This is a genomic window from Novosphingobium kaempferiae (assembly GCF_021227995.1).
Classification (GTDB): Bacteria; Pseudomonadota; Alphaproteobacteria; order Sphingomonadales; family Sphingomonadaceae; genus Novosphingobium; species Novosphingobium kaempferiae.
Genome location: NZ_CP089301.1, coordinates 2,536,270 through 2,552,601, shown reverse-complemented (window position 1 = coordinate 2,552,601; position 16,332 = coordinate 2,536,270). Strand labels below are relative to the sequence as shown.

Genomic DNA, 16,332 nt, shown 5'->3' with positions numbered 1-16,332 from the left:
GGGTAAGGGGGTGCGAGCATCCGTCAGCGCAGCAGCACGGGCAGCCCCGAAACCCCCTGCTGCTCCAGCCCTCCCGTCATGAACGGCGCGGGCGCACCGGGATCGAGCCGCATCGCCGGGAAGTGATCGAGCAGGGCGTTGATCCCCCGGTTGATCTCCACCCGCGCGACATTCATGCCGAGGCAGCGGTGCGTGCCGAGGCCGAAGGCCATGTTGGTCAGCTTGGGCCGGAACATGTCGTATTCGTCGGGCCGCTCCCACCGCTCGGGATCGCGGTTGGCGGGACCGAGACCGAGTTCCAGCACCGACCCTTGCGGGATCGCGTGGCCGTAGAACTCGGTGTCGGCCATGACCATGCGGTAGAAGTAGGGCGCGGTGGGATACCAGCGCAGGCTTTCCTCGATGGCGTCGTCCACCAGTGAACGGTCGGCGCGGACGGCCTCAAGCTGCTCTGGGTGCGTCAGCAAGGCGTAGAGCGCGATGCCCATCTGCCGCCAGGACGTACCGCCGCCCGCCACCATGACGAGCTTGACGTGGGCCATGATCTCGCGGTCGGTGAGGGGGCGCGGTTCCTCGCCGGGCACCTGCAATTTCATCTCGATCAGGAAGCTGACAAGATCATCCTTCGGCTCCAGCCGCCGCCGCGCGATCAGGCCGAGCACGGTGCTCTCGACGATCTTCGCGTTCTCGATCCGCTGTTCCATCGTCACCGTGCGGCTGGAACTGGTGGAGTTGAGGTAGGCGTGGCGGAAGCGCAGCGCCTCGTCGCCGTCGAGGCCGATGGCGGTGGTGATCGTGTAGACCGGGATGCGCGCGCAGTAGTCGAGGTTGAGGTCCGCACGCTCGCCGCGCGCCATGCGGGCGATCAGGCGCTCGATGATGGTGTCGATCGTATGCGTGCGCCACCAGTCCATCGCGACGGGCATGTTGAAGCGCGGCTGGATGGTGCGGCGGTAGGCGCGGTGGATCGGCGGGTCCATTTCGAGGATGCCCATGGTCTTCTCGCCCGCCGGGTTGTCGTGTCCCTGCACCGAGTTGGAGAAGATCGCCGGATCGCGGAACGCCGCCTCGCACGCCTCGTAGGACAGCACCGTCCAGTGCGGCCGCCCCGCCGCGCGGGCGTGACGTTCGTGCAGCGGCAGGCCGAGCAGTTCGCGCAGCCGCCCCTTGATGACCGGACCCTGCGCGCGCAGGGCGTGGACTTGCGGCATGATCGCCGCGACCTCCACCGAATTGCCGACCGACTCCGCCTCGCGCCGGACGTCGTAGAGTTCCTCGTAGAGCGGGTCGTCGGCGGTGAGGACGTCGTCGCCGTCAGGGGCGGTGGCCGCGTCCAGCATCAGGAAATGCCCAGCAGCTTGCAGGCGTTGTCATGGATGATCGCGCGCACGTCCGCCTCGGGCACGCCCTCGAAATCGCGCAGGATGACCTCGCGCGATTTGGGGAAGGTCGTCTCCGAATGCGGGTAGTCTGACGACCACATGATGTTCCGGCCGCCGGGCATGTCGCGGTTGAGGATGCCGGTGCGGTCCTGAATGAACGATCCGTAGACGTTCTTGTCCATGTAGTAGGTCGGCGGGTTCTTGAGCTGGCTTTCGGTCCAGAACCGCTGCCGCTCCCAGGTGCGGGTGATGTATTCGGCGTACCACGCGAACCAGCCCACGCCGCTTTCCATGCTGCCGATGCGCAGGTCCGGGAAGCGGTCGAAGATGCAGTTGAAGATGAAGATGCCGATGGGTTCGGCCATGGCCATCTTGCTCATCGGCATGTCGGGCAGGAAGAACTCCTTCTGCCCGAAGCGCGGCACCCGCGCGCCGAGGTGGAAGGTGATGACGAGGTTGTGATCGCAGATCGTCTTCCACAGCTTGTCGAAGGCCGGGTCGGAGTACTGCAGCGCCCCCTTGCTGTCGCCGGTGAGCGCCGAGACCTGCCCGTCCTTCATCGCGGCGATGCCGGAAGAAGTCTTCCAGGCGTCCGGGTTCTGCGGGAAGGCGGGCAGGTTGATCGCCCGGAAGCCCTTCTTCGCCAGCCGCGTGACGTGCTGGCAGGTCTCGTCGATGTCGCGCATCGGCACGTAGCCCACGGGATAGAGCCGGTCGGGCGCGACCGAGGCGAAGTCCATCACCCAGTTCTGGTACGCCTCGTAGCTGGCGATGTAGAGTTCGTTGTCGAACGAGCCGAGCGGGCCGCCGCCGAACAGCAGCGCCGCGTCCATGCCGTCCGCATCCATGTCGGCAAGGCGGGTGGCGGGCTCCCAGACCTTGCGCTGGTCTGAGAGGCGGCCCTTCATCTTGAAGTTCTTGCCCTCGCGACCGGCCTGGTTGTTGATCATCATGAACGGGCGGCGATTGCCCTCGAAGCAGATGTAGTCCCCGTCCTCGGCGTGCTCGATGTAAGGCGCGCGGTCCTTGAGGTGCGAGGGGAGGTAGTCCTTCCACATGTCATGCGGCGGATCGATGTGCGCGTCGGCGTCGAAGATCGGGCCGTACTGCCAGTCCGCCGCGGCTGCGGTGCGGATTGCGGGATCTGCTTCGCTCATTTTCCGTTCCTCTCGTCCCGTTCTTATATTCTAAATAGCGAATTGATTATCGCACTTGTGAATGAGTCGGTCAAGCGGATCGGTTTGATGCTGGGGTGGCAATCTCCTCCTCGTCCGTCATTGCGAGCGCAGCGAAGCAATCCAGCGGCATGGGGAAACCGTGGATTGCTTCGCTGCGCTCGCAATGACGAAGGGTAAGTTACATTCAGTCGCGCCGCAGGATCATCGCGCCGTAGCCGTAGCCGCCGTTGGAGATGATGCAGGTCTTCGCGTCGCGCACCTGCCGCCCGCCGCCACGCCCCCACAGCTGCACGGTCGCCTCATGGATGTGCCCGTAGCCGTGGAAGCGCCCGGCGGAGAGCTGGCCGCCGCCGGTGTTGAGCGGGAGTTCGCCGTCGAGCGCGATCCGCGTGCCGCCCTCGGTGAAGCGGCAGGCTTCCCCCTTCGGCACGAGGCCGAGCGCCTCCAGCCACATCCAGACGTGGATCGAGAAACCGTCGTAGATCTGCGCGCAGTCCATCTCGGCGGGGCCAAGGTCCGTTCGCTGCCAAAGCATCGCCCCGGCGCGATGGGCGGCAGGCAGTTCGGTGAAGTCGCCGTCATGCCGCCCGACCCAGAGCCCGCCGACCGCCATGCCCATCGCCTCGACATGCAGCGGAGGGTTGCGCAAGTCCCTCGCGGCGTCGCGATGCGACAGGACGATCGCGGTCGAGCCGTCGATATGGCTGTCGCAGTCGAACAGCCTCAGCGGGGACGAGATCACCCGGCTGGCGAGGTAATCGTCGAGGCTGAGCGGCTTGCGATAGATCGCGTTGGCATTGTGCGCGGCGTTCGCGCGGTTGTTGACCGCGATGGCGCCCAGCTGCGCCTCGTTCGCGCCATACTTCTCGAAGTAGGCCTGCGCGTAGAGGGCGAAGGTGTTGATCGGCGAGAGCGCATTGTAGGGCACCGTCCAGGCGTTGTTCCCGTCCACCCGCTCGCGCGCGCCGGACATCAGCGTGGACGCGCGCGAGACCAGCCGCGCCTGCGCCTGCGCGACGCTGCGGAACACGACGACGTGGCGGGCAAGGCCGCAGGCGATGGCGGTGATCGCGTTGAAGATCGGCGCCATGTGGCTGAACCCCTCCGCCGAGGCGAGGATCCAGCGCGGCTCGATGCCGAGCACGGCAGCGGCTTCGGACGGGCTGACGGGCGCGATGCCGCCGCCTTCGCTGCTCTTGCCGGGATAGGTGGCGATGCCGTCGATGTCGGAGGGGGAGAGGCCCGCATCGGCGATGGCGGCATGGCAGGCATCGGCGGTCAGTTGCAGCGCCGTGCGCGGGGAGGGGCGCCCGACCTCCGACTGCGCCGCGCCGGTGATGCAGACGAGCTTTTCGGGGAGGTGGGTCATCGTGCGCTCCCCTCTCGACCCGATACCCCGTCACCCTGAACTTGTTTCAGGGTCCATTGCGCCTGAAGCGCTGCGCTATGCCTCTGCGAACCGACAGGGCCTTTGGTGAAACCACCGTCGGGCACCGACTGCCCGATGGACCCTGAAACAAGTTCAGGGTGACGAAGTGGAGAGGGGGAAGTCATGCCTTTTCCTCTCGAAACATCGGCAGCCAGACGTCGTCGTGCTGTTCGAACGACACCGTCAGCGGCATGCCGACGCGCACCTCGTCGGCCAGTATGTTGGTGAAGACGTAGAGTTGCGCTTGCTCGGCCAGTTCGACGACGCCGAACACGAAGGGCACGGCAAGGCCCGACACCCATGCCTCGCGGTTCACGGTGTAGCTGGCGAGCCGCCCCTTGCCGGACACCGCCTCCGGCGCCACGGCCTCGCTGCCGCAGGACGAGCAGCGCGGAAAGGGCGGGTGCTGGTAGGTGCCGCATTCCGTGCAGCGCTGGATGCGCAGCACGCCTTCGGCTCCGGCGGTCCAGTAGAACGCGGTCTCCGGCTCCAGCCTGGGCAGCTTGCGCTCGGCCATCAGAACACCACGCCCTGCACCTTGAGGTCGATGATCTCGTCCTCCGAATAGCCGAGGCTCTCCAGCACCGCGTCGCTGTGCGCGCCGAGTTCGGGCGAGCGGGCGGAGGGCAGCGGTGCGCCGTCGAAGACCATCGGCAGGCCGACCATCGGGATCTCGGTGCCGTCGCCGTAATCGACGCGCTTGATATAACCGTTGGCCTGCGCCTGCGCGTCGTCCTTCATCTCGCCCACGTCCTGGACGACGTCCCACTGGCCGGACTGGCGGGAGAGGATCGCCTTCCACTCCTCCAGCGACTTGCCGGCGAACAGGCCCTTTATTTCGGCATAGCAGGCCTCGATGTTCTCCCTGCGCGCGGCGGCATCGACGAACCGCGGATCGGCGGCGAGGTCGGGCCGCCCGGCGACTTCGCAGAAAGGGTGCCAGTACTTGTCCGCCTGCAACATGCACAGCGCAAGGAAGCGCCCGTCGGACGTGCGGTAATTGCTGACGAGGACGTTGTTTGGCCGGTCGGCGGGCGGCTTGGGGAACTTCTGCACGCCGTCCGCCGTCGCCTGGCAGACGTAGCGCTGCATCGACCACATCGCGGTGCCGAGCAGCGAGACATCGACCGTGGAAGCCTCCCCCGTCAGCGCCCGCTTGGCGATGGCCGCGCAGATCGCACCCGAGAGCATCGAGCCCGAAAGCGTGTCTCCGAAGGCCGGTCCCGGCGGGCCTACTGGAAGCGCCGCGTCGGGCTCGGTCAGCGAGGAGGAGATGCCGCCGCGCGCCCAGAATGTGATCGCATCGTACCCGCCCTTCTCGTAGTCCGGGCCATTGGGGCCGAGCGCGCTGCCGCTGGCGTAGATGAGGTCGGGGTAGGCGGCCCGGATCGTCTCCGCGTCGATCCTCATCGCACGGCGCGCGGGGGGTAGCAGGTTGGTGAGGAACACGTCGGCATCCGCCAGCAGCCGGTCGAGCACCGCGCGGCCCGCAGGCTGCTTGAGGTCGAGCGTGACCGAGCGCTTGCCGCGGTTGTAGCTTTCCCACGAATAGTCGATCCGGCTGTTGGCCATACCCCCGATGGAGAGCCCGCGCAGGGGGTCGCCGGTGGGCGGCTCGATCTTGATGACGTCGGCACCAAGGTCCGCGAGCATCCCGCCGCAGGCAGGCACGAAGGCCCACATCGCGACTTCGACGACCTTGATGCCTTCCAGCGGCTTGCCCATCGATCTCTCCCGTTTCTGTTACCATCGCTTGACCGATGAAATTCTATATTGCGAAGGATGGAACGAAATGGCGAATTAGGTCAAGCCGAACGAACAGATATCGGGAAAGGGAAAAGGCATGTCCGAAGTCCTCGAAAGAAGGGTGCCGTCGCAGCCGCAAGTGACGGTTCCGGCGACGCTGGAGCAGGCGCTCGATCCGCAGTGGCTGTCAGGAGCGCTGGCGGAAATTGCCGCTGGCCGCGCGATCATGAAGGTGGAGCAGGTCGAACTGATCCGCACCGTCGCCACCAAGGTGCGCTTCGCGGTGACGTTCGACGATGGCGAGACGCGGGGCTTCTGCCTCAAGGGCCTGCTCGACGTGGACGCGATGACCGCGCGCGGCGGACCGACCTGCGTGCTGGAGTCGGAGTTCTACAACAAGGTCGCCCCCGTCATCGACGTGCGCGTGCCCCAGTGCGTCGCCACGGTGATCGACCGCGAGGCGCAGCAGGCCGTGACGATCATGCGCGACCTGATCGTCGACGGCGCGCGGTTCTGCTCGGCGCTCGATCCCTTCACGGCTGACGATGCGGTGCAGAGCCTGACGCAGCTGTCGCTGCTCCACGCGAAGAGCGATTTCCTCAATGGAGCCGACTGGATTCGCCCGCGCGCGGCGGAACTGGCGAAGATGAGCTACGTCACGCCCGAGGCGTTGCAGGAACTGCTCGACGGCCCGCGCGGCGACAATCTCTCCCCCCGCGTGCGCAGCGCGGCCAATCTTGCGGTGGCGATCAAGGAACTGGCGGCGCGCGACGGCGGGCGGCCGCAGTTCATGATCCACGGCGATGCCCATGCCGGGAACGTGTTCCGAACGCCCGAGGGGATGGGCGTGATCGACTGGCAACTGCTCCAGCGCGGCGGCTGGGCGCTCGACGTGGCCTACCACCTCAACGCCGTGCTGCCGACCGAAGTGGCCGAGGTGGAGGAACGCCGCCTGCTGGGCGAATACCTTGCCATGATGCGCGGGCACGGCATGGCGATGCCGGACGAGGAACAGGCGTGGGCGCAGTACCGCGAGGGCGTGACCTACGGCTACTACCTCTGGTCCATCACGCGCCGCGTCGACCCGCCGATCATCGTCCAGTTCGTCGACCGGCTGGGCAAGGCGGTCATGCGGCACGACAGCTTCGGCCTGCTCGGCGTCGGCTGAGTTCCCCTTCCTTCGTCATTGCGAGCGCAGCGAAGCAATCCAGGGTTGGCGCATGACGCTGGATTGCTTCGCCGCGCTCGCAATGACGACGAGACAAGCAAGCCCATGAAAAAGCCACGCCGCATGCGGCGTGGCTCAGTTTGGCCGGAGGGCCAAGTGAACCCCGCGCACTCGGTCGGCGCGGGGTTCTTGTCTGTATCAGCGGCCGAAGGCGTACTTCAGGCGGACGCCGTACATGCGCGGCGGGCCGTACATGAAGTCGCCGATGCCCGACGATTCGAAGCCGCCGCCCGCCGTGGTGCGGTAGTGCTTGTTAGTGACGTTCTGGGCGAAGGCGGCGATGTCGAACCCGGTGCCGCCGATATCGTTGATCCCGGCGTTGAGGTTGAGCAGGTTGTAGCCGGGTATCCGGTTGTTGCCGTCGACCAGTTGCTTGGCGGTGTAGGTATAGATCACGCCGAAGTTCAGCTCGCCCACGCCTTCACCCAGCGAGACCGAGTAGTCGCCCGAGAGCGTCAGCTTGTGCTTGGGCGAGTAGGTCAGCGCACCGCCGATGGTGCCGCGCGGGATGATCTGCAGGAACGGGCTGTCGGCCGAGAGGGTCGGCGGGGTGAGTTCCTTCAGCTCGGTGTCGAGGTAGGTGTAGCCTGCCGAGAACCGCAGCCCCTGAACCGGCGTCACGCCAGCGTCGACTTCGACGCCCTTGATGACCGACTTGCCCGCGTTGATGATCGCCGCGCCGCCCGCAAGGCCGCTGTCCGGCTTGGCAATGAGGGCGCCGAACACCTGCTGGTTCGAGAAGTCGTTCCAGAAGCCGGCGACGTTGAAGTAGCCGGGCAGGGCGCCGCGGAAGGTCAGCTTGGCGCCCACTTCATAGGCGTCGACCTTCTCCGGCAGCGCGGTTTCGAGGCCGGGGTTGGTGAAGTTCACCGTGCCCTGGCGATAGCCGCGCGCGTACTTGGCGTAGACCAGCGTGTCGGGCGTCGGCTTGAAGTCGATGTCGATCAGCCAGGTCGGCTTGTTGGACTTGTTGACGATGCGGGTGCCGCAGGCCGCAAGGTTGCCTCCGTTGGTGAGCAGGTTGACGGTGCGGTGGTTGAGGTTGTCGTTGCAGACCCAGCTGACCACGCTGGTGCCCCGTCCGGGGATCGTCGCCATCGTGCGGCGGTTGCTCTCCGAATAGCCGTCGATCTTGTCGAAGGTCCACCGTCCGCCGAGGGTCAGCGAAAGCTGCTCGGTGAACTTGTAGGTGCCCTGCGCGAAGATGCCGTGGTTGTCGAAGGCCAGCTTGGTGCGCGATTCCGAGATGAGGTTGCCCGGAACGGTTACGCCCGGCGCGATCGGCACCAGCGGAATGCCGCCGACGCAGTCCATCACGCCCGGATCGACGCAGTTGCCGTAGATGCCGGTGCGCTGCTGGTTCCATCCGATCGGGCGGCTCCATTCCAGATAGCCGCCGACCACGAAGTTCAGCTTGCCGTCGGCCGAGCGGCCCTGCAGCTGGAGTTCCTCGGTCGTCGTGGATTCCGACGCGGCGTCATAGCCGGGCTGGGTGCCGAGCTGGATGTAGTCGAACCGCTGCCCCGGCAGTGGCCCGCCACGTCCCGCGAAGAACTGCGTGACCGGCGTGTTCGGAATGAAGAAGTTGTCGCTGTAGAGCTGGAACTGGCTCTGCTCGCGATACTCGCCGTAGCTGACGATGTTCTTGATCGTGATCGTGTCGCTGGCCTGCCAGGTGGTCGTGTTGATCGCCTGCCATGTGCGCAGGAACATGCGCGGGTTGGGGTTGCCGACATCGACGTCGAGCTTGCCGTCGCCGCGCGCGGCCTGGCGGTCGATCTGGTCGCAGGCGGCGAGCGAGGTATAGTAGCGCGGCAGGTTGCCGCCGGTAAGCGGCGAGGCCGGATTGCGGTCGCAGAACTCGTAGTGCGACGCGTAGCCGTTGGTGTCCGAACGGCTGTAGTGGAAGATCGTGTAGTTCTCCAGCTCCGGCGTCAGGTCGGCGACGATGCTGAGGCGGCCGTAGAAGTAGTCGACGTCGTTGAAGTCCTTGGGGCCGATGCCCGACTGGTTCTTCATGTAGCCGTCGCGCTTGTTGCGGTCGACCGCGACGCGGACCTTGAAGGTGTCGGCCAGCGGGACGTTGATCGCCGCCTGCACGCGCTTCTGGTCGTAGTTGCCGTAAGTGCCCTCGATCGAGCCTTCGAGCAGGTCGGTCGGCTTGGTAGGCACCAGCAGCACCGCGCCGCCGGTGGTGTTGCGGCCCTGCAGGGTGCCCTGCGGGCCTTTCAGCACCTGCACGTTCTGGAGGTCGGTGAAGGCGCCCGCGCCGACGGTGTTGCCGCCCGCAGTGCCGCCCTGCGCACGCACGCCCACGACGTCGGCGAAGTAGACACCCACGGTCGGCGCGGTCGAGGCGTCCTGGTTGAAGCCGCGGATCGAGAAGGTCGACTTCTCCGGGCCGTAGCGCGTGTTGACCGAGAGGGACGGCGTGAACACGGCAAGGTCGGAGGCGACGGCAATGTTGCGCTTCTGGATCTGGTCACCGCTGAACACGGTGATCGAGATCGGCACGTCCTGAAGGCGTTCCTCGGTACGGCGGGCGGTGACGATGATGTCGCCGGGGTTGATCCCCTCGTCCTGCGCCATGGCCGGCATCGCGGCGATACCCGCGAAGGCGATCCCCGAAAACGCGACGCCGCGCATCAGAACACCTCTGAAATTCCTTGCAACCATGATCTCTCCTCTCCTCCGGAAACTATGTTCTCGTTATCGGCAGACGGTGCTGCGGGACGGCCGGCTCTTGCCGGTCCGCGCGGGAGTTTTTCGGATAATCGAAGTCGGGGAAGCGCCTGGCGCGGGTCACCCCGGCCAGTATTTAGACGCCCCCCTGCGTCTGTCCTCTCTCCCTGGTGCCGATGCCCGGCATCCGTTCTTGCCTGAGGGAAACACTACGAATCCCTCAACTGTTTGCAAGAATAACTGCGACGCATTCAGTTCACAATTGGGAATATGAGGTCGCTAAAGTGAATTTACCTGACGTTGTGACCTGATTGTAACACCTGTTCAGTCAATCATGCCGCGAGGGTCACCTGCAGCAGCCCGAGTGTGCCGCTCCAGGCAATTCGATGTGCCACCGGGTCATAGGCTATCCCCTCCGCGATACCGTCATGGTCGGGGTCGGTGAAGGCGTGGCGGGCCTGCGAAAACTCCATAACCGAGTAGTCTGCCCCGGCCGCATCGAACTCGGACCGCAGGGCGTCGAGGTCGGCACGGGGCGCATAGGGATCGCGACCGCCGGTCCAGACGGCGACGCGCGCGCCCACCGCTCCGGCACGCGCCGGGGCATGGGTGGTAAGCAGCCCATGGAAACTCGATACCGCGCGCACCGGCGCACCGCTGCGTGCCAGTTCGAGGACGCACTTGCCCCCGAAGCAGTAGCCCACCGCCGCCACGCGTTCGGGATCGACGAAGCGCAGTGCGCACACGGTATCGAACCATGCGAGCACGCGGGAGCGGAGCAATTCGGGCCGGGCCATGAGGTCGGCGAAGTACGCTCCGGCCGACTGGGGCGTCGCGATGTCCGCGCCGCGTTCGTAGACGCTGATGCCGATGGCGGCATAGCCAGCGGATGCCAGTTCACGCACGGCCGCCTCGAAGCTCGGGCCAGAGCCGGTCGCGCCGGGGAACATCAGCACGGTCGGATGAGGCCCGTCTCCCTGCGGCCTGGCGAGGAAGCCTTCCATCGCGGTTCCGTCGTGGCTGCACTCGACGGGCTCGAAGCTCTGCGTCATCGCGGCACTCCCTTTGCTGGCGGATCGTCGTATATGCGAACGCTCTATCGCCAGTTGGAATGCTTGGCGGGGGAGGGCTTGTCAAAGGTTGCGCGTGCTTGTGCGCCCGTGCGATCAGCGGGGCATGTCGCGCCGGGATGCACGTATCGAAGGCAGGCCACGCCGGCCCCCGCGATGGGGGATCGCTGCGCTGGTCCTGTTCATGCATGTCGTCGTGGTCGCGGGGCTGGTCCGGGCCTTCACGCCCGATCTCGCGCAGCAGGTCGTGCGCTCGGTCACGCAGGCGTTCACGATAGAGGCGACCCCGCCGACCCCTCCCGAGCCCAGCCCCTCGCCGAAAGCCGCACCGGCACCACCGCAGAAGGAAGGCGCGGCGGGAGCGCCGGGCCGCAAGGCGACGCCGCGCGATATCGCGGTCCCGCGCGCGCCGGTGGTCGTCAGGCCGACGCAGGCTCCGCCCGTTGCAGGGCAGGGCACGCAGGATGCGGCAGGCGCGGCGGCGCAGGGCGAAGGGACCGGAGCATCGGGCAGCGGCACGGGCACCGGATCGGGAGCAGGCGGCGCGGGTACCGGTGGCGGAGGTGGTGCGCCTACGGTCAAGATCGCGGGCGACATCAATTCGGCGAAGGACTACCCCCGCGACACGCGCGAATTGCGCATCGGCGCCTCGGTCGTGATCGATCTTTCGGTGGCGACTGACGGGCACGTGTCGGCCTGCCGGGTGGTGCAGCCCAGTCCCGATTCGGAAGCAGACCGCATCACCTGCCGCCTTGCCACGAAGCGTTTCCGCTTCCGGCCCGCAAAAGACGGTTCGGGAAATCCTGTGGAAGCGGTCTATCGCTGGCGTCAGCGCTGGTTCTATTGAAGACTGTAACACGCCGTGCGTTGCATCGCAGCAACGGACGACTATTAGCATTGCGATGAAAACCGTCGCCGACGAGTGAAACTTACTGCATGCCTACGATCGTACCGGTAATTCTTTGCGGAGGCAGCGGCACGCGCCTCTGGCCGCGCAGCCGCGCCGCGATGCCCAAGCCGTTCCTGCCGCTGGTCGGCGACAGCACGCTGTTCGAGGCGGCGCTGGGGCGCTGCCCGGCCGAGGGCGGCTTCGCGCCGCCGGTGGTGGTGACGGGGCACAAGCATCTTGCGCATGTCGAGGCGCAGCTTGGCGCGGTCGCGGGGGCGCAGGTCATCGTCGAGCCCTCGGCGCGCAACACCGCCGCCGCCATCGCGCTTGCGGCCTGCCGCCTGCCCGAGGATGCGGTGATGCTCGTCTGCCCGAGCGACCACCACATCGGCAATGCCGAGGCTTTCGCGGTCGCCGCCTGCGCCGCCGCCGATCTGGCCGAGCAGGGCTGGCTGGTCTCCTTCGGCATCGAGGCGACGCGGCCCGAGACCGGCTTCGGCTATCTCAAGCGTGGTGAGGCGATCGACGCGACGGGCTTCCGCACCGCGCAGTTCGTCGAGAAGCCGGACCTCGAGCGCGCCAAGGCGTTTCTGGCCGAGGGCATCTATGCCTGGAACGGCGGCATCTTCGCGTTCCGCGTGAAGGATTTCCTCGCCGAACTGTCGGCGCACCGTCCCGAAGTCGCGGCGGGCGTTGCCGAGGCGGTGGCGAAGGGCACGGCCGAGGGGCAGCGCTTCCATCCCGACGCGGCGACGTTTGCCGAAGTGCCCAGCGTCTCGGTCGACTATGCGGTGATGGAAAACACCACGCGCGCGGCGATGGTGCCGGCCGACATGGACTGGTCCGACATCGGCAACTGGCAGGCGCTGCACGAGGCGCTGCACCGCGACGAGGACGGAAACTCGGTGCGCGGATCGGGCGCGGTCGAGATGGTCGACTGCCGCAATGTCCTCGTCGACAGCGACGGGCCGCGGGTCTCGGTGATCGGGCTGGAGGATGTCGTGGTCGTCGTCGACGGCGACGACATCATGATCACCACCATCGCCGGGGTACAAAAGGTTGGCAGCCTTTCCGGCGCGAAGAACCAGTGAGCACGCAGATGACCGCTTCGCTTCCCATCCGCCAGGTCGAGAAGCCCTGGGGCAAGGACGTCCTCCCCGCGCCGTTCCACGCGCCCGAAGGCCAGCGTATCGGCGAGATCTGGTTCGAGCCGCCCGCCGCGCTGCCCGAGCTTCTGGTCAAGTACATCTTCACCAGCGAGGCGCTGTCGGTGCAGGTGCATCCGTCCGACGAGCAGACGATCGCCAAGGGCATCGGGCGGCAGGGCAAGGAAGAGTGCTGGCTCATCATCGCCGCCGAACCGGGCGCGACGCTGGGCATCGGTTTCAATGACGAGATCGACGCCGACGCCATGCGTGCCGCCGCGCTCGACGGTTCGATCGAGCAGCTGATGACCTGGCACGAAGTCGCGCCGGGGGACTTCTTCTACATCCCGGCCAACACCGTCCACGCCATCGGTGCGGGCGTCAGCCTGATCGAGGTGCAGCAGAACAGCGACATCACCTACCGCCTCTACGACTACGGCCGCCCGCGCGAACTGCATCTGGAGGAAGGCATGGCGGTGTCGCGCGGCGAGATCTACTCGCGCGCGCAGTGGCACAAGCACGTCCCCGCGCATGGGTCGCAGGTGCTGGTCGATGGTCCGCTGTTCGTGCTCGATCAGGTCGAGGGCACGCCGACGCCGGACATCGCCGCGCGCTACCCCGATACGCTGCTGGTGATCCCGCGCGAGGGCGAGGTTCAGGTGGACGGCGAGACGATCGCGCCCGGCGGCTGCGCGCTGGCGACGAGCCTCGATGCCGTTCAGTTTGCGGATAAGGGCGTCTGCCTGCTCGCCCGGGCCTGTGCAAGCGCCGCCTGACGTTGCATGAGGGACGGCATGATCGTCCAGACCATCCAGCTCGCCCTGACGCCGGTCTTCGTGCTGGTCGCTATCGGCAACATCCTGAACATCCTCTCGGCGCGCCTTGGCCGCGTGGTGGACCGTGCGCGCACTCTGCAGGAACGCCATCCCACCACCGAAGGCGGCGAGCATGACATGGTCGTCGCCGAACTGCGGCTGGTGCATCGCCGGATGACGCTCATCACCCTCGCGGTGCGCTACATGGTGCTCTCGGCGCTCGCTATAGGCATTACAGTGGCGGTTCTGTTCCTTTCAGGTCTGGGTGGAATGGACTGGCACACGGCCGCCGCGGTGACGTTCCTTGCCGCGATCGTGCTGCTGCTCGTCGCCCTTGTGCTGTTCCTGCGCGAGACGCAGGTGGCCGCCGACGCGCTGCGGATTCCGACCGATTACCTTGAGCTTCACCGCCAGATCTGACCGCTATCGCAGCGGCGATTGGAGTTTGCGCGGTTTCGCCTAGGCTCTCCACCGGGAGAGCATCGACATGGCGACAGCGACGGGCGGGGCATTGCAGGAATGGAAGCGCGGCTGGGCTGTGGTGGTCGCGGCGATGGCGGGTTTCTCGTTCTTCTCCGTCCTGCTCTCGGCGACGGGCCTGTTCATCGAGCCACTGGAGCGCGCCTTCGGCTGGGACCGCGCGACGCTCTCCATCGGTCCCGCCATCGCCACCGCCGTCACCGCGCTGCTGTCGCCGTTCTATGGTGCCCTGATCGACCGCTTCGGCTCCCGCCGTCTCGGCCTTCCGGGCGTCGTCGCGACGATGGCGGCGACCTGCATGTTCGCCTTCGCCAGCGGATCGAAGACGCAGTGGGTGGTGATGTGGGTGGTCTTCGGACTGATCCTGACCTCCATCAAGTCGACCATCTGGACCACCGCCGTGGCGGGCACCTTCAGCAAAGGCAGGGGCCTCGCGCTCGGTCTTGCCGTGACCGGCCCGGCCATTGCACAGACGCTGGTGCCGCCGCTCGGCAATTTCCTGATCGAGAGCTTCGGCTGGCGCGCGGCCTACCTGTGGTTCGGCCTCGGCTGGGGCGGGGTGACGCTGCTGCTGTGCTGGCTGTTCCTCGCCGACGCGCACGATCGCAAGGCGCGGGCGACGCAGGCGGCAGGCGCGCTGGAGAGTGCCGCGCGTGTCGTGCTGCCGGGCCTGCGCAAGCGGGAGGCGTTGCGCAGCGTGGCTCTGCTGCAGGTCGCGGTCTCGTCGTTCGTGGTGATGATGATGACCATCGGCCTCTCGATCCACCTTTTCCCGATCCTGACCGAAGCAGGCGTCGCGCGGGCGGACGCCGCGTGGCTGCTGTCGCTGGGCGGGATCGCGGGCATCGTCGGCAAGCTGGTGACGGGGGCGTTGCTCGACCGGTTCCGGCCGAACTGGACCGGCAGCCTGACGATGGGCGTCACCGCCGTGACCTTCGTGGTGCTGGCGCGCTTCCTCGATTCGATGCCCGCGCTGATCGGAGCGCTCATCATCAACGGTTACGCGGCGGGCTCGAAGACGCAGATCACTGCGTTCCTGACGGCGGGTTATGCCGGGATGCGCAACTTCGGGATGATCTATGGCGCGATGTCGGCGCTCGTCGCGCTGGCGTCTGGGCTCGGGCCGTGGATCGCGGGCAGGGTCTACGATGCGACCGGCGGTTACGAGCCGTTCCTGTGGACCGGGGCGGTGGGCTGCGTAGTCGGCGGCGCGCTGCTGCTGGCGCTGCCGCCGATGCCGAAATGGGAAGAGGCCAGGCCTCAGGCCGACTGAGCGGCCTCGTCCGAATAACGCGGGTCGGGGTCGGCATCGTCCTTGCGGATGAAGCTGATCTTGCCTTCGGGTTCGAGGATGGCCCAGGCGATCTGGCTAAGGCTCGACAGCCCCGCAAGCCGCATCTCGATCGCGAGTTCGGCATCGTCGATCCGCTCTTCGTCGAGGTTGCTCTTGAGCAGCCGCCCGTCGCGCACCAGCACCACCGGGCGGCTCTCCAGCACGCGGCGCGCCTTGGGATAGCGGTGCGACAGGAGCCCCATCGCGAAGCTCCACGCTGCAAACGTGAAAATCGCCAGCATCGCGCCGGTCAGCGAGAAATCCTGATGCGTCACGCCCTGCTGGATGAGATCGCCGGTCACGATCAGCGACACGAGTTCGAACGGTGCCATCTGTCCCAGTTCGCGTTTCCCCATGAGCCTCAGCAGCACATAGACCAGCACGAACATCACCGAGGCGCGGATCACGATCTCCATTACGGCAGCACCGTGACGTTGAGCGGGATCGACAGCAGCGGTCGGTCGCCATCCTCGATGCGGATGCTGCCGGAGAGCGTACGCAGCGCGCGCGGCTGGATCTGGCCGTCGAACTTCATGCGGAAGGTCTCGCCCGCCTTCACCTTGCCGAAGTGGTGGGCGTAGCGGCCGTCCGTCGCCTCCACGCTCTCGGCATCAGGGGTGAGGGTGTCGATGCTCATGCCGCGCCAGAGCGGCTGGTCGACGGCGATGACGAGGTCCGCCGCATCGTGCGCGGGGGTGACGTTGAGCACCGTTTCGAACCAGTTGCCGCTGCGCAGGACGGGCTCGTACTCCAGCGTCGCCTTGGCTTTCGGCGCTCGGTATTCGGTAACGTCGGGCGGGCCGCCGCCGAGCCAGCCTGCCAGCGCGCTGCCCAGCACCACGACGAAGACGGCGGTTGCCAGCGGCGTGCGCCAGCGGGCGAGGCCGGGCACCTCGCAGTGGAGCGGGTCGATGCCGTAAGGGGCCTGCGAGGGGGCGCTGTCGGACATGGCCGA

At 66.9% G+C, this 16,332-nt stretch carries 15 protein-coding genes; 6 read left to right on the top strand and 9 right to left on the bottom strand.

What is annotated here, in order from left to right:
• Positions 1–23: 23 nt before the first annotated feature.
• The 5 genes from LO787_RS11535 to LO787_RS11515 form a co-directional block, all read right to left on the bottom strand.
• Positions 24–1,340, bottom strand: coding sequence for a cytochrome P450 (locus tag LO787_RS11535; protein WP_232495969.1), 1,317 nt, complete (start codon positions 1,338–1,340; stop codon positions 24–26).
• Positions 1,340–2,539 carry an amidohydrolase family protein gene (locus LO787_RS11530; protein WP_232495968.1) on the bottom strand — a complete coding sequence of 400 codons (1,200 nt, stop codon included), beginning with the start codon at positions 2,537–2,539 and terminating at the stop codon, positions 1,340–1,342. Before LO787_RS11530 ends, LO787_RS11535 begins: the two co-directional genes overlap by 1 nt.
• Before the next feature lie 205 nt (positions 2,540–2,744).
• Complete coding sequence (locus LO787_RS11525) at positions 2,745–3,929, bottom strand: thiolase family protein (RefSeq protein WP_232495967.1); 1,185 nt, start codon at positions 3,927–3,929, stop codon at positions 2,745–2,747.
• A gap of 181 nt (positions 3,930–4,110) precedes the next feature.
• Positions 4,111–4,506, bottom strand: a complete 396-nt coding sequence (locus LO787_RS11520) for a Zn-ribbon domain-containing OB-fold protein (RefSeq protein ID WP_232495966.1) — start codon at positions 4,504–4,506, stop codon at positions 4,111–4,113.
• Positions 4,506–5,714: a CaiB/BaiF CoA transferase family protein gene (locus LO787_RS11515; RefSeq protein ID WP_232495965.1), complete on the bottom strand. Its 1,209-nt coding sequence runs from the start codon at positions 5,712–5,714 to the stop codon at positions 4,506–4,508. The genes LO787_RS11520 and LO787_RS11515 overlap by 1 nt, the downstream gene beginning before the upstream one ends.
• 118 nt (positions 5,715–5,832) lie before the next feature.
• Here LO787_RS11515 and LO787_RS11510 point away from each other — a divergent pair, with 118 nt between their 5' ends.
• Positions 5,833–6,903: a phosphotransferase gene (locus LO787_RS11510; RefSeq protein WP_232495964.1), complete on the top strand. Its 1,071-nt coding sequence runs from the start codon at positions 5,833–5,835 to the stop codon at positions 6,901–6,903.
• A 198-nt stretch (positions 6,904–7,101) separates the two neighbouring features.
• On the opposite strand, the gene LO787_RS11505 is transcribed toward LO787_RS11510, so the two are convergent.
• Positions 7,102–9,639: a TonB-dependent receptor gene (locus tag LO787_RS11505; RefSeq protein WP_232495963.1), complete on the bottom strand. Its 2,538-nt coding sequence runs from the start codon at positions 9,637–9,639 to the stop codon at positions 7,102–7,104.
• Between the two features lie 338 nt (positions 9,640–9,977).
• A complete protein-coding gene (locus tag LO787_RS11500) occupies positions 9,978–10,697 on the bottom strand; it encodes a dienelactone hydrolase family protein (RefSeq protein WP_232495962.1) in 720 nt (239 codons plus the stop codon).
• Positions 10,698–10,821: 124 nt separating this feature from the next.
• Here LO787_RS11500 and LO787_RS11495 point away from each other — a divergent pair, with 124 nt between their 5' ends.
• The 5 genes from LO787_RS11495 to LO787_RS11475 all read left to right on the top strand — a co-directional run bounded on the left by LO787_RS11495 (position 10,822) and on the right by LO787_RS11475 (position 15,317).
• Entirely contained in the window at positions 10,822–11,562 is a 741-nt protein-coding gene (locus LO787_RS11495) for a TonB family protein (protein ID WP_232495961.1), read from the top strand.
• 89 nt (positions 11,563–11,651) lie between these two features.
• Complete coding sequence (locus LO787_RS11490) at positions 11,652–12,695, top strand: mannose-1-phosphate guanylyltransferase (RefSeq protein ID WP_232495960.1); 1,044 nt, start codon at positions 11,652–11,654, stop codon at positions 12,693–12,695.
• A gap of 8 nt (positions 12,696–12,703) precedes the next feature.
• Positions 12,704–13,525, top strand: coding sequence for a class I mannose-6-phosphate isomerase (locus LO787_RS11485; protein WP_232495959.1), 822 nt, complete (start codon positions 12,704–12,706; stop codon positions 13,523–13,525).
• A gap of 18 nt (positions 13,526–13,543) precedes the next feature.
• Positions 13,544–13,984: a DUF2721 domain-containing protein gene (locus LO787_RS11480; protein ID WP_232495958.1), complete on the top strand. Its 441-nt coding sequence runs from the start codon at positions 13,544–13,546 to the stop codon at positions 13,982–13,984.
• Positions 13,985–14,051: 67 nt separating this feature from the next.
• Positions 14,052–15,317: an MFS transporter gene (locus tag LO787_RS11475; RefSeq protein WP_232495957.1), complete on the top strand. Its 1,266-nt coding sequence runs from the start codon at positions 14,052–14,054 to the stop codon at positions 15,315–15,317.
• Here LO787_RS11475 and LO787_RS11470 read toward each other — a convergent pair.
• Both LO787_RS11470 and LO787_RS11465 read right to left on the bottom strand, forming a co-directional pair.
• Positions 15,305–15,793, bottom strand: a complete 489-nt coding sequence (locus LO787_RS11470) for a DUF421 domain-containing protein (RefSeq protein WP_232495956.1) — start codon at positions 15,791–15,793, stop codon at positions 15,305–15,307. The genes LO787_RS11475 and LO787_RS11470 overlap by 13 nt on opposite strands.
• Positions 15,793–16,326 carry a hypothetical protein gene (locus LO787_RS11465; protein WP_232495955.1) on the bottom strand — a complete coding sequence of 178 codons (534 nt, stop codon included), beginning with the start codon at positions 16,324–16,326 and terminating at the stop codon, positions 15,793–15,795. The genes LO787_RS11470 and LO787_RS11465 overlap by 1 nt, the downstream gene beginning before the upstream one ends.
• Between the last annotated feature and the right edge of the window lie 6 nt (positions 16,327–16,332).